Origin of the sequence: Paenibacillus sp. FSL M7-1046 (assembly GCF_038007405.1) — a bacterium.
Classification (GTDB): Bacteria; Bacillota; Bacilli; order Paenibacillales; family Paenibacillaceae; genus Paenibacillus_AQ.
Genome location: NZ_JBBOXB010000001.1, coordinates 503,404 through 517,013, shown reverse-complemented (window position 1 = coordinate 517,013; position 13,610 = coordinate 503,404). Strand labels below are relative to the sequence as shown.

General features: G+C 58.7%; 4 protein-coding genes. All 4 read left to right on the top strand.

Annotation, left to right across the window (positions count from 1 at the left end; translation table 11 throughout):
* The first annotated feature begins 1 nt into the window (after nucleotide 1).
* From NYE29_RS01905 to NYE29_RS01890, 4 genes are read left to right on the top strand one after another with little or no spacing between them, the layout of a single operon-like run.
* Entirely contained in the window at nucleotides 2–9,364 is a 9,363-nt protein-coding gene (locus NYE29_RS01905; RefSeq protein WP_340894086.1) for an amino acid adenylation domain-containing protein, read from the top strand.
* Nucleotides 9,365–9,383: 19 nt separating this feature from the next.
* Nucleotides 9,384–10,523 (top strand): saccharopine dehydrogenase family protein, encoded by a 1,140-nt coding sequence (locus NYE29_RS01900; protein ID WP_340894085.1) that lies wholly within the window; start codon nucleotides 9,384–9,386, stop codon nucleotides 10,521–10,523.
* Nucleotides 10,504–12,870 (top strand): bifunctional Gfo/Idh/MocA family oxidoreductase/class I SAM-dependent methyltransferase, encoded by a 2,367-nt coding sequence (locus NYE29_RS01895; protein ID WP_340894084.1) that lies wholly within the window; start codon nucleotides 10,504–10,506, stop codon nucleotides 12,868–12,870. Before NYE29_RS01900 ends, NYE29_RS01895 begins: the two co-directional genes overlap by 20 nt.
* Complete coding sequence (locus NYE29_RS01890) at nucleotides 12,833–13,579, top strand: VOC family protein (RefSeq protein WP_340894083.1); 747 nt, start codon at nucleotides 12,833–12,835, stop codon at nucleotides 13,577–13,579. Before NYE29_RS01895 ends, NYE29_RS01890 begins: the two co-directional genes overlap by 38 nt.
* Nucleotides 13,580–13,610 lie beyond the last annotated feature (31 nt).

The window sequence follows — 13,610 nt, the reverse complement described above, 5'->3', positions numbered from 1 at the left end:
CATGAATGAGAAGCTGCAACCGGCTGCCGCTAAGGCAGTCAATGCTTCCTTGCGTTATGAGGAGGTACGCCGGCAGATTCAAAGTCTACTACCGGCATTCTCCGATTTCGACGATGAACAAAATCTGATCGAACTGGGTCTGGATTCATTACAAATGATGCGAATGGTCAGCAGTTGGCGGCGTTTGGGCAGTTCTGTTACTTTCGCCGAACTGATAGCTTCTCCCCGGCTTTGCGACTGGTGGAAGCTGTTGGGGAGGGACATGCGAACGGCCGCTGCAGAGCAAAGCGAATCGTTGTGCCAGGAGACGACAGCCCGGCTTCCGTCAAATGAGCCATTTTTGCTGACCGATGTGCAGCACGCGTACTGGATCGGCCGCCGCGACGATCAGCCGCTCGGCGGCGTGGGCTGCCACGCGTATCTGGAACTGAACGGCAGTGGCGTGGCTGCCGGGAGGCTGCAGCGGGCCTGGCAGCAAGTTCAGATGCATCACGGCAGTCTTCGCACGAGGTATTTGCCGGACGGGCGGCAGGAACTGATGGACCAGCCTTATGCAGATGCGCTGGAAGTGTATGATTTGCAGTCATGCCCGGCGGAGGAGCTGGAACGGGAACTGTCAGCCATACGGAAACGGTTGTCGCACCGCCTGCTTGATGTGGAGAAGGGACAGATGTCTGGGCTGTCGCTGAGCTTGCTGCCGGAAGGCTATACCCGCATCCATATGGATGTCGATCTGCTCGCGGCGGATGTGCAGAGCCTGCATATTTTGCTGCGTGATTTGGCCGCAGCGTATGCGCGGGGAAGTGAACCGGCTGCACCGGAGCACTGGAGCTTTGCCGCCTATCTCAAGCGGGAGGCAGAGTGCCGCGCTGCAGAGAAGGAAAGAGCGGCGGCGTATTGGCAGCAGCGGATTTCGACGCTGCCGGCAGCGCCGGGCCTGCCGTTAAAAGTGAGGCCGGAGGCAGTAAAACAGCCTGTTTTTGCAAGACGCACGTTAATGGTGGAGGCGGACAAATGGAAATTGCTGCAACAACGGGCGGCAGCAAACGGAGTAACGCCGGCCATGGTGCTGCTGACTGCCTACGCGGAAGTGCTGGACCGCTGGAGTACCCACTCCCGGTTTCTCATCAATATTCCGCTCTTTGACCGGCAAAGCGATGAGCCGGGAATTGAGGAGGCGGTGGCCGATTTTACCAATTTGCTGCTGCTTGCCGTCGATTGTGAAGCACCGCAGTCTTTTGTTCAGCGCGTGATGGATATTCAGGCCCGCTTCCATGAAGATGTGGCGCATGCCGCCTATTCCGGCGTTCAGCTGCAGAGGGATTTGGCGCATCACCGCCCGGGAGAGCGGGATTTTGCTCCAGTAGTGTTCGCTTGTAATTTGGGAACGCCGCTGCTCGGCGGGGAGTGCCGGAATACGCTTGGCGAGCTGGCCTATATGATTTCGCAGACCCCCCAGGTGTGGCTTGATTTTCAAATCTATGAAATGGACGGCGGTTTGCTGCTCGCATGGGATGCGGTCGACGAATTGTTCCCCGAGGGGCTGATTGACGACATGTTTACTGCGCTTACCCGTCTGATGGACTGGCTCTCTGACCTCTCTAATGATTGGTGCGCTTCAGTTGATGAGGTATGGGAGACGGAACAGGCAGACAAAGCAGGTATCACGGAGACGGTGGATAGTTCAGATTGTTTTGCCGGGCCGGTGAACTGCGTGCATACGCCCTTTTTCCGGGCGGCTGCTGCGCAGCCGGAGCACCCGGCGCTGATCGACAGCGGCTCAGGAGCGATGAGGTCATATGGCGAGCTGTCTGGGCATGCCTTGAGGATTGCGGCCTTTTTGCTTGAGCAGGGGGTGCAGGAAGGGGATGCGGTTGCCGTTACGCTGCCGCGCGGAGCCGATCAAATCGCGGCGGTGCTTGGCATTTTGGCGGCCGGAGCCAGCTACGTGCCGATCGGCATTCAGCAGCCGCCCGCCAGGCGGAAAGCGATTCATCGGAAGTCGGGTGTCCGCTTCATTCTTGCCAGCTCGCAGGCCGAACATTCCGCATCGGGCTGGGAAGGCGTGGGCGGCGTGCTCGATATAGCAGATGCCGCAGCCACCGCTCCGCTTGTGGAGCCGTTTGAGGCTGATGTGCAGCAGCCCGCATACATTATTTTCACCTCGGGCTCCACAGGAGAACCCAAGGGGGTTGAAATCAGCCATGCCGGTGCATGGAATACGCTTGCGGACATTAATCGCCGCTACAGCGTGGGCCCGTCCGATAAAATGCTGGCTGTATCCGCACTTGATTTTGACCTTTCTGTTTACGATATATTCGGTTTGCTCGGTGCCGGCGGCACGCTTGTGCTTGTGCCGGAGGAAAAAAACCGTGATGCAGACTATTGGCTGGAGCAGTGCCTGCGCCATGAAGTAACGATTTGGAACTCGGTGCCGGTGCTGCTGGACATGCTGCTTGTAGCAGCGGATAGCGCGGGGCAACCGCTTCCGTTGCTGCGCCTTGCGCTCTTGTCCGGTGATTGGATCGGTCTGGATTTGCCCCCGCGGCTGCGGCAATCTGCCGGGAACAGCAGGCTTGTCGCAATGGGAGGAGCGACGGAAGCGTCGATATGGTCCAATTATTTCGGGGTGGATTTGCCGCTGCCCAAGCATTGGACGTCCATTCCGTACGGGCATGCGCTCTCCAAGCAGTTCTACCGCATCGTGGACAGGAAGGGAAGAGATTGTCCAGAATGGGTGGCCGGCGAGTTATGGATCGGCGGCGCCGGTGTTGCGCTTGGTTATCGGGGCGACCCGGAGCTGACTGCAGAGCGTTTTGTCATATGGAACGGCTCACGTTGGTTTCGGACAGGCGATTTGGGACGGTACTGGCCGGAGCATATTATTGAATTTTTGGGCCGCAAGGATTTTCAGGTCAAAATCCGCGGCCACCGCATTGAGCTTGGCGAAATCGAAACAGCGCTGAAGGAGCATCCCGGTGTACGCGACGCCGTCGTAACGGTAACGGAGCAGCAGGGAACAAAACGCCTGACCGGCTATATCGTGCCGGAGACGGAGGGCGAGTCCGTCCTGATGGAGAGTCAAGCTGTAGATGCCGAACAGGCGGAAGCGTTGTGGGCCGATGCAACGGAGGCGGTCCAAGGGCGGGCTCATCGGAGCGCTGCGCCAGGGGTTCCCGCGGGTGATTTCCTGCTTTTCCGGGAGCAAATGGAGCGGTTGAGCGCGCAGCACATGCTGTTGGCGCTGCAAAGGACGGGTGTTTTCATTCGGCCTGACGAGGTGTGTACGCTGGAGACGCTCTTGCAGAAAGGCCGGATTGTGCCGAGATACCACGCCATGATGGAGCGCTGGCTTATTGAACTGGAGGCGAGCGGCTGCCTGAGCCGGCTGGAGTCGGGCGAAATTGCGCTTGTACAGCCCGTTGCGGTAGCGGCAGAGCCGATGGAAGCGAATGAACTGACATCAGTTGCCGGGCTATCGGCAGAACTGTCGGCATTTACAGAACTGTCAACATCAACAGAAATAGCGGCGTCAAGTAAACTCGCAACAGAACAAGAACTGGCGACAGCAACAGAACTGGAATGGCCGCACCTGGCTCAGAAGCCGGGCAAGCCGGATCAAGCAAAGCGCAGGGAGTTCCCGGAAAACGAAAGCGAATTGCATGCCGCAGACAATCCGGTAGGTAAAATTTTGCCGTATTTACTAGAGGTCAGCCGCAGCAGCGCCGAACTGCTGCAGGGGAATGCCGATCCGCTGACGCTGTTTTTTGCCGAGGATAACGGCTTGTCGCCGGATCGGCTGATGCGGCTGATGCCCGGCGCGGATATGCGCCTTGATCTTGCACAGAAGCTGGTCGAGGCCGTTTTGCGGCAGCGTGCCGGACAAGGCCCGCTGCGCATTATCGAACTCGGAGCGCGAAGCGGCAGCTTCACGCATACCATACTCTCATGCCTTGAGCGGTGGAACGGAAATGAGACCGCGTATACAATGACTGATCCCTCCGCTTATTTTCTCCAGACAGCGGAAAATAAGCTCGAAAGCCGTGGCGTCGGCCTCCAATACGGGCTGCTCGATATCGAGCGCTCCCCCTTGGAACAGGGTTATATGGCGCACAGCTATGACATTGTTCTTGCCACGGATTCATTGCACCGTGCCCGCAATATCGAATCTGCTCTTGCCAATGTCCGTTTGCTGCTGGCCCCCGGCGGGCTGCTGCTGGCGCTTGAGATGACCCAAAACAGCCGTCTGCAGCAAATCACGACCGCCTTTTTGGAGGATGGCTTTACGCGCTTTACTGATGAGCGGCTGACTGCGCAACAGCCTCTGCACGGAGCGGAGAAGTGGCGGGAGCTGCTGCTGGAGAATCAATATACGGCGGCTGCGTCGTTTCCCGGGCCGGAGGAGCCGGAAAGTGTTTACGGCATGCATGTTATTGCCGCGCAGGCTCCGTCCTGTATCCGGCGTTTTAATCCGGAACTGCTGGCAGGTTATTTGAGCAGCAGGCTGCCGGAGTATATGGTTCCAGCAGCACTGATCCCGCTGGATCGGCTGCCGCTGACTTCGAACGGCAAGGTGAACCGGCAGGCGCTGCCCGCTCCTGCAGAGTGTCAGGCTATGAAGCCGAAGGAAGCCGACGGGCTGCCGCGCACGCCGGTAGAGCGCAAACTTGGCGACATTTGGTGCGGTATTCTCAGAAAGGAGGAAATTGGAATCAATGAAAATTTCTTTACGCTTGGCGGTGATTCGCTGCTGGCGACGAAGCTGATTGCTGAAGTGCGCGAGCGGCTGAAGGTCCAGGTGCCGCTTGGTAGCCTGTTTGAAGCCCCGACGATTGCCGGGCTTGCTGAGTGTACTGAGACGCTGCTTCATAAGGGAGGGCAGCGTGCTGCTGGTGCTGCCGAACTGCCGCAGATTGTGCCTTCCGCAGGGCAGGAACAGCGTCCGTTCCCGCTGACCGACATTCAACAGGCCTATTGGCTGGGGCGGGAAGGCGTATATGCGCTGGGGAATGTTTCAACACATTGCTATTTTGAAATCGAAGGCCATGACCTTGATATCAGGCGAATTGAACAGGCATGGCAGCGCCTGATCCAGCAGCATGGCATGATGCGTGCGGTTGTGCTGTCAGATGGGCAGCAGCAGCAAATATTGCAGGAGCCGCCCGCCTACCGGATTCAAGCTGCCGATTGGCGTGAACTGAGTCCGGAAGCAGCCAAAGCCCGGCTTATGGCCGTCCGCGAGGAAATGTCGCATCAGGTGCTCGCCGCCGACCGCTGGCCGCTGTACGAAGTGCGAGCTTCGCTGCTGCCCGGCAACCGGTTGCGGCTGCATATCAGCTTTGACAATTTGCTGTTTGACGGTTGGAGCATGTTTCACCTGCTGAGCGAATGGGGGAGATTGTATCGAAATCCCGCAGCGCTTTTGCCGGAGCTTGAGCTGACCTTTCGCGATTATGTGCTGGCGCTGGAACAGCTCAAAAGCAGCAAGCAGTATGAGAGGGATATGCAATACTGGCTGGGCCGTCTGGATGCTTTGCCGCCCGCTCCCGAACTGCAGTTGGCTCAGAGTCCGGAGTCTATCGTGCAGCAGCGGTTTTGCCGCCTTGACGCCCGGCTGGACGGCGAGACCTGGGTCCGGCTCCGCAAGCGGGCGGCAGAGGCGGGCTTGTCGCCGTCCGGTTTGCTGCTGGCGGCTTATGCCGAGGCGCTTGCGGCATGGAGCAGACACCCGGCCTTCACGATCAATTTAACCCAGTTCAACCGGCTTCCGCTTCATCCGCAGGTTGGCAACATCGTAGGCGATTTCACCTCGCTTACGCTGCTTGCCGTCAATCAGGCGTCCGGCCGCACGTTTATGGACCGGGCACGGAACATCCAGCAGCAGTTGTGGGCAGATTTGGACCATCCGCTCGTAGGCGGGGTTCAGGTTCAGCGCGAGTTGGCGAAGCGCAGCGGCAGCCATGCGGGCGGCAGCATGCCGATCGTCTTCACAAGCGCCCTTGGCGTTGATGACTGGAATGAGGACGGCTCCGGCGAAAAATGGCTGGGCAAGTTGGTGTACAACATTACCCAGACTCCCCAAGTATGGCTCGATCATCAGGTTGTTGAGCAGGATGGTCAACTGCTGCTTATCTGGGACGCAGTGGAAGGGCTTTTTCCTGAGGGGCTGCTGGAGGATATGTTTGGAGCCTATCGCCAGTTGCTTCATAAATTGGCAGCAGACGAGGGGACATGGCAGGCGGTTAGGCCCAGCCTCATTGAGGTCCCGCGCCTTGGGCCAAGACGTAAAGCGAATGCGACGGAAATGTCCGTATCGCCCGATACACTTGACCGGCTGTTCACACGACAGGCTGCATTGCGTCCCGGACAACAGGCGATTATTAGCGCGAAGCGTACGCTTACCTACGGCGAGTTGAACCATCTGTCTAATGAGGTGGCGGTACTGCTGCGCAGTAGGAACGTTCTGCCGGATACGCTTGTGGCGATTGTCATGGAGAAGGGCTGGGAGCAGGCGGTGGCGGCGCTCGGCATTTTGAAGGCAGGGGCCGCGTATTTGCCGCTTGATCTGTCCCATCCTCAGTCACGGCTTCAGGAACTGCTTGCGGACGGCCGGGTGGCCGTTGTGCTGACGCAATCCCAAATCGATGGACGGCTCGCCTGGCCAGAGGATGTAGAGCGGTTGGTTGTTGACGAAATTATGCCCGGCGGGCAGGAACACGGGGAATACGCTATACCGGAATCTGCGGCCAAGCCGGAGCATCTGGCTTACGTCATTTACACGTCAGGATCGACGGGCAAGCCGAAAGGGGTCATGATCGACCATCGCGGAGCGGTCAATACGGTGCTTGATATCAATCGGCGATTTGAAGTGGGGCCGGAGGACCGTGTGCTGGCATTATCCAATTTGAACTTCGATCTTTCGGTGTACGACCTGTTCGGAACGCTTGCGGCGGGAGGTACTGTCGTCATTCCCGAACCGGACAGCACAAGAGATCCGGCTTGCTGGCTTTCCTGGATGGAGCGGGCGCAGGTGACACTGTGGAATACGGTTCCAGCCTTTATGCAAATGCTGCTGGAGCATGTTGGCGGACGGTCGGCCGGGGCGCCGTCTGCCCGAACTTCCGGGCAGACGCTGCCGAAAGCGCTTCGGCTTGTGCTGCTTAGCGGCGACTGGATTCCGCTGGATCTGCCGGACCGCATTCGGGAGCACTGTTCCGGCGCGAAGGTGGTCGGACTCGGCGGGGCGACTGAGGCTTCGATATGGTCAAATCTGTTTACCGTTGAAACTGTTGATCCCGACTGGAAAAGCATTCCCTACGGTTATCCGATGGCGAATCAGCGCTACTACGTGCTGAATGAGCTGCTGGAGGATTGTCCCGTGTGGGTGCCGGGCGGGTTGTTCATTGGCGGAATCGGACTTGCCCAAGGTTATTGGCGGGACGAGGAGAAGACGAACGAGCGGTTTATCCGCCACCCCCGGACCGGAGAGCGGTTGTATCATACGGGTGACAACGGCCGTTATATGCCTGACGGCGGCCTTGAATTTCTGGGGCGTGAGGATTTCCAGGTTAAAATCCGCGGACACCGCATCGAACTTGGCGAAATCGAAGCAACGATGAAACAGATGGCAGGAGTGAAGGAGGCAGTCGTCCTTGTCACCGGTGAAGCAGAAGGCGAGAAGCAGTTGATTGGTTTTGTCGTTCCGCAAGACGACGAGCGATCAGATCTGTTCGAAGTGAAGTTCGCCGATGCCGATGCGGCGCGGTATTGCCGGCAGGAGCTTGCGGCGGCAGAACAGCTGCAATCAATGAAGCTGATGGCAGCCGTTGATGCAGAGGCGACAGCCGCGTTTTTGCAGGAGCTGGACAATGCCGGCATGTACGCGATTCGCGCAGCTCTTACCGCCTTCGGCCTGTACAAACGCGAAGGGGAGCACCATTCGCAGCATGAGCTGATGCAACTGATGCAGGTACAACCACGCTATGAGACGCTTTTGGCTCACTGGCTGGAGGCGCTGGCGGAAGAGGGCTGGCTTCGGCAAGAGGCGAACGCCGCCTATACATCGCTTCAGCCGCTTATGGGGCAGCAGCGGGATGGACAATTCAGCGCTGTGCTGAAGAGCGCCCCCGAGCTGCGTCAAAAAATCCGGCAGCTGCAAGAACTTTTCCGTCAATCACAGGCAATCATTGCCGGGCTGCTGCAAGGCAGCATTGAACCGCTGCAGCTGTTTTTGGCGAAGGATGCTTTTCTGACGCCGGATGCGCTTCGCCCGTTTAACATCGCCGGGCCGTTCTACAATGATTTGTCACAGGCGCTAATGCGCGCAATCGTACTGGCACATCCGCTGGACAGACCGCTGCATGTGCTGGAGATCGGAACGCGATCGGGTGGCTTTGCCGATGGCCTGGCACCGTTGTTGTCTGCGGGGCGCGGACATTACCGCTATGCGGATGAATCCGACTTTTTCACGGAACGGGCAAGGGAAGAACATACGCATGCCGCCGCGCTGGAGTACGGACGGTTCGATATGAACGAAAAGCCGCTGGCTCAAGGCTACAGGCCGCATGTGTACGATGTCATCGTTGCGGACAATACACTGCACCGCGCCAGAAATATAGAAGTGACGCTGGAGTATTTGCGGCAACTGCTGGCGCCCGGAGGCCTCCTTTTATTTACAGAAGCTACAAGGGGCAGCCGCCTGCTGCTGACGACGGCCGGCTTTTTCGAGGATGGCTTCAGCCGCTTTGCGGATGAGCGGAAGGAGAGCAAGCTTCCGCTGCTGGCGGGAGAGCGGTGGCAGGAGCTGCTGAGGGCGGCTGGCTTTAACATCATTGGCGGCTGTCCTGAAGTCCTTCGCGCCGCAGCGGTATTCGGCCAGCAGCTGTTTGTGGCACAGGCGCCCGGGACGGCGGCGTACTTCGAGCCGGGGCGGCTGGCGGAAGTACTCCGGCGGCAGCTGCCGGACTATATGGTTCCAACAGCTTATGTGCTGCTGGATGAGCTGCCATTGTCCGCAAACGGCAAAGTGGACCGCAAGGCACTAGCTGCCCTTGCCCAAGCGGCGGAACGGCCGGAGGTACACCCGGGCGCTGCGCCCGCAACGGAATTGCAACAACAAATTGCCACTGTGTGGGAAGAAGTACTTGGCTGCCGAAAGCCCGGTCTGGCCGACAGTTTTTTCGAACAGGGCGGCGATTCCCTGCGTGCCATCCAATGCGTCAACATACTGAAGGAGCGCTTTGCCATTGAGGTGACGCTGCAGCAATGGTTTGAAGCGCCAACAATCGGCAGTCTCGCCGGTCTGCTTGAAGTGCAGCATAATGCGGAGGACGGCGAGGACGAGTATGAAGAGGGCTTTATTTAAAGCGAAGGGGGTATTGACAATGACCGGAACAATCGGCTTGCTTGGGGCCTCCGGCAAAGTAGGACAGGGGGCGGCGGAACTGCTGCTAGGTGCCTCCGGTTGCCGGCTGGTGCTGGGCGGAAGAGACACGGACAAGCTTCGCGGGCAGTACGGAGAACTGGCGAAATCTGCCCATTTGATAAAGGTGGATATCTTTGACGATGAAGCGCTGCTGGCTTTCTGCGGCGAGTGTGATGTCGTTATCAATTGCGCAGGGCCGGCCAAGCGAATACAAGACCGAGTGGCGCTTGCGGCACTGCGGCAAAAGGCGCATTATGTGGATGCCGCTGGGGATGAGCGGCTTTACCGGCAGCTAATGGAGCATCTGCCGGAGCTGGAGGCCAAGCGGCTGAGCTTTATCGTATCGGCCGGCATCTATCCCGGCCTGTCAGAAGTGCTGCCGGCGTATGTCTCGCAGACCTATTTTAATGAAGTGGAACAGTTGGAGCTGTTTTTTGCGGGGGCCGGTGATTTTTCAGTCAGTGCAGCTTATGACATCGTATGCAGCATTGAGGAGGGGACCGGGATGGGGATGGCCTATTGTCTAAATGGAGAGGCGAGTAAAATCAGCGGGCCGTTCCGGCAGACGTACACGTTTCCCTTACCCGCAGGCAAGCGCGACGCCTATCCCGTGCTGAACCTTGAGTTTCTGGAGATGGCCCGCCGCAATAGGCTGCGTTCCGCCTGGTTTTACAATACGTACCCGGACCGGGCCATGCTAGCTAAGTTCATGACCATCAAAGCGCTGCAGCAGTATAAGACGGAAGAGCAAAAAATGACCTCTGCCCGGATGTTGTCGGAGCATTATGCTGCAAGCGGAAGTTCCGGCCGAAGTTATGCGCAGTATCAGTTGCTGGCTAAGGGCACGAAGGACGGCCGAAAGCTGGAGCTTTCCAGTCAACTGCTGTATAGCGGTGACTGGAACCGGCTCTCCGGCATTGTTGCGGCCAGTACCGCTCAACTGGTGCTGGAGGACGGCGGCGCAGAGCCAGGCTGCTTTTTTGCCTCGCAAGGGGTGAATCCGGGCAGAATGATCGAGGCGCTTCGTCTGCAAAATGCGGTGTTTACCTGTTCTATATTCGAACCGGAAGGAGGCAGGCATGAACAGCAACGGCCATAAAGGAAAAATCAGAACACTGGTGTGCGGCTCGCGGTTCGGACAGTTTTATCTGGAAGCCGTAAAAGCGCTGCCGGAGCAGTTTGAACTGGTCGGCCTGCTGGCGAAGGGCAGTGAGCGATCGCGGCAATGCGCGGCGCGTTTCGGTGTACCGTTATACACCGACGCCGCGCAGCTTCCCGGCGGAATTGATCTGGCCTGCGTTGTATTGCGTTCCGGCGTCATGGGTGGGGGCGGCAGCGAGCTTGCGCTTGCGCTGCTGGAGAGAGGCATTTCCGTCCTGCAAGAGCATCCGGTACATCACAAGGATATGGCTGCCTGTATGAAAAAAGCCCGGCAATGCAACGTGCATTACGCGATCGGCGATTTATACGCGCATCTGCCGGCAGTGCGCCGCTTCGCAGTTTGCGCCCGGGCGCTGTTAGCCCTGCAAGAACCGCTGTATATTGACGCTGCTTGTGCAACACAGGTTTCTTACCCGCTGGTGCATATGTTGATGGAGGCATTGCCTTCGATCCGTCCTTGGAAAATCAATCACGTTGTCAAGGACGAAGGGCCATTTCAACTGGTGAGCGGTCTGCTCGGCGGCGTTCCGATTACACTGCGGGCGCATAACGAGGTAGACCCTGATGATTCGGACAATCACTTGCATTTGCTGCACAGTATAACCATCGGCACGAACGGTGGCCGGCTGTCGCTGGTGGACACCCACGGTCCCGTTCTGTGGCACCCCCGTCTTCATGTGCCTGATGTGCCCGATTTGCCGGCTGAGCTGCTGGCGGAGGCCCGCATGACGGAACGCAGCGCCGAGGTACTTGGTACGCCGGATTTGGACTGCTACAGCGATATTCTGTTGAAACAATGGGCTGAAGCGATCGGGCAGGACTTGCTGGCGGTAAGGGACAAATGGCTTGGGGCGGATACTTCGGATACGAGGGCGCAACTGGAATTGCTGTGCGCCCGTCAATGGCAGGAGCTGACCCAGGTGCTCGGCTACCCGGTACTGCGGCCGCAGCACGATCATCGGCCGTTTCCTGTGAGCAAACTAAAAGAAGCGGCGCTGCAGTGCGCGGCTGGCAGTGCGGGAGCGGCAGGGGCGGCGTCCCTCCAGTCCGGAATATCGGCTGATTTGTCTAAGGACGAAGCTTCGGTAAGCGGGATATTGGAGTACACGGCAGACGCAGAGGCGGAAATCCGCCATTTGACCGCGCAGCAGGTCAGCGATTGCGTAGATCGGTTGGACCGTGCAGCGCTGCTGTCGATGCTGCATACGCTGCAATCACTTGGGGGGCTGCCGGCAGAAGGCGGGTTTAGGCGGGACGAAGATATTTGCACCGCTGTCCAAGCGGCGCCGCGCCACCGCTATCTTGTCGGGCGCTGGTTACGGCTGTTGGCAAGCCGGGGGTATTTGGAACGGCGAGGAGACAGCTACGCCAGTGTCGAAAAGGCGGAAATGGCCCGGGTTGATGCATGCTGGGAGGCGGCCGGAGCCGCGTGGGAAAATAAGCTTGGCCCCCGCAGCATAACAGATTATTTTATCGCCAACGCGCAGCGGCTGCCCGAGCTGCTGCGGGATGAGCAGCAGGCGGCGCACCTGCTGTTCCCGGAAGGCCGGATGGAGCTTGCCGGAGTCCTTTATCGCGATACGGCCATGGCACGCTACCTGAACAAGGCGGTGGCGGGAGCGGTGCTGGGCTTGTCCGAGCAAAGGCGGAAGCAGGCGGGCGCTACAGCCGGTTCAGCCGCCGCGTCTGTGCTGCGGATTTTGGAGCTGGGCGCAGGCACCGGCGCAACGACCGACGAGGTTGTGCGTGTGCTCCAACCTGCTGTGGCCGAAGGCTTGCGGGTCGAATACACCTTTACCGACATATCGTGGTTTTTCATCTCCGGTGCCCGGGAGCGGTACAAGCATTGCCCGTGGATGAAATATCAGCTTGCCGATATCGACCAAAGCCTGACCGCGCAAGGGCTGGCCGCTGCCGGCGCCGATGTTGTCATCGCCGCCGGCATGCTCAACAATGCCCGCGATACAGACGCCGTTGTCCGTGAACTGACGGGCTGCCTTGCTCCAGGCGGCTGGATGCTGATTACCGAACCTACCCGGGAGTACACGGAAATGTTGATTTCACAAGCTTTTATGATGACAAGGCCGGAGGATGACCGGAAAAATTCGGATACGACCTTCATGTCTGTTGAACAGTGGCTGGAGGTGTTCCGCAAAGCGCAAGTCCTCCATGTGACATCGCTGCCTGGCGGGCGGCATGCGCTTGCGCCGCTGGGGCAAAAACTATTTATAGTGAGGAAGGGAACCGATGCTGAAGTGCAGCCACATTTTGTGCAGAGTAAATGATATTGCTGAAGTCGTGCGGAATTATGAAGCGCTGGGCTTCAGCGTCCAGTGGGGCAGTGCGCCGGAACGGGCGCTCAATGCCTTGATCTGGTTTGAGGAAGGGCCGTTTATCGAATTGTTTCAGGTTCCCAAATCGTTGACGTTTCTCATACCGCCGCTTGGCCTGCTGTTCGGACGCGCTGCCGGCAGGCGCTGGACCTACTGGGCGAAAGCGAAGGAAGGCTGGTGTGATGTGGCGCTGGAGCCGGATGAGCGGGCAGCCGTACAGGGGCAGCCGCAGAATGTAGGACGTGTGGAACAGTTGGCTGCCATCCGGCAATCGTTGCGGGAGGCGGGTCTTGCGACTTCGCGGGTGATTCATGGGAACCGGACGCGTCCGGACCGCACCAAGGTGAAGTACAGTCTGTTCACGACGGAACCGCTTGGCCTTCCTTTTATTGTGTCGGTCTACGATCCGCCCCAACGGCCGGAGATGATCCGGCATCCCAATGGTGCCACCGGCATCGGATGGGTGCGAATGGGAGTTGCCGCCGAACATTTGCCGGCAATGAAGCTGCTTGCCGCTGGGGATAGATGGCTTCGGTTCGAAGACGCACCGCAAACGAAGGTGCTGGAGGTGGGACTTTCCGGTCTTGACGATTTGCTGGACGCCAGCCGGATGCATGGTGCCGTATTGAAGCCAGCTGGACAAGAGCTGGTTCGAATCTGACAGCTGATAAACGGGGAAGAGGAGGGGTTAT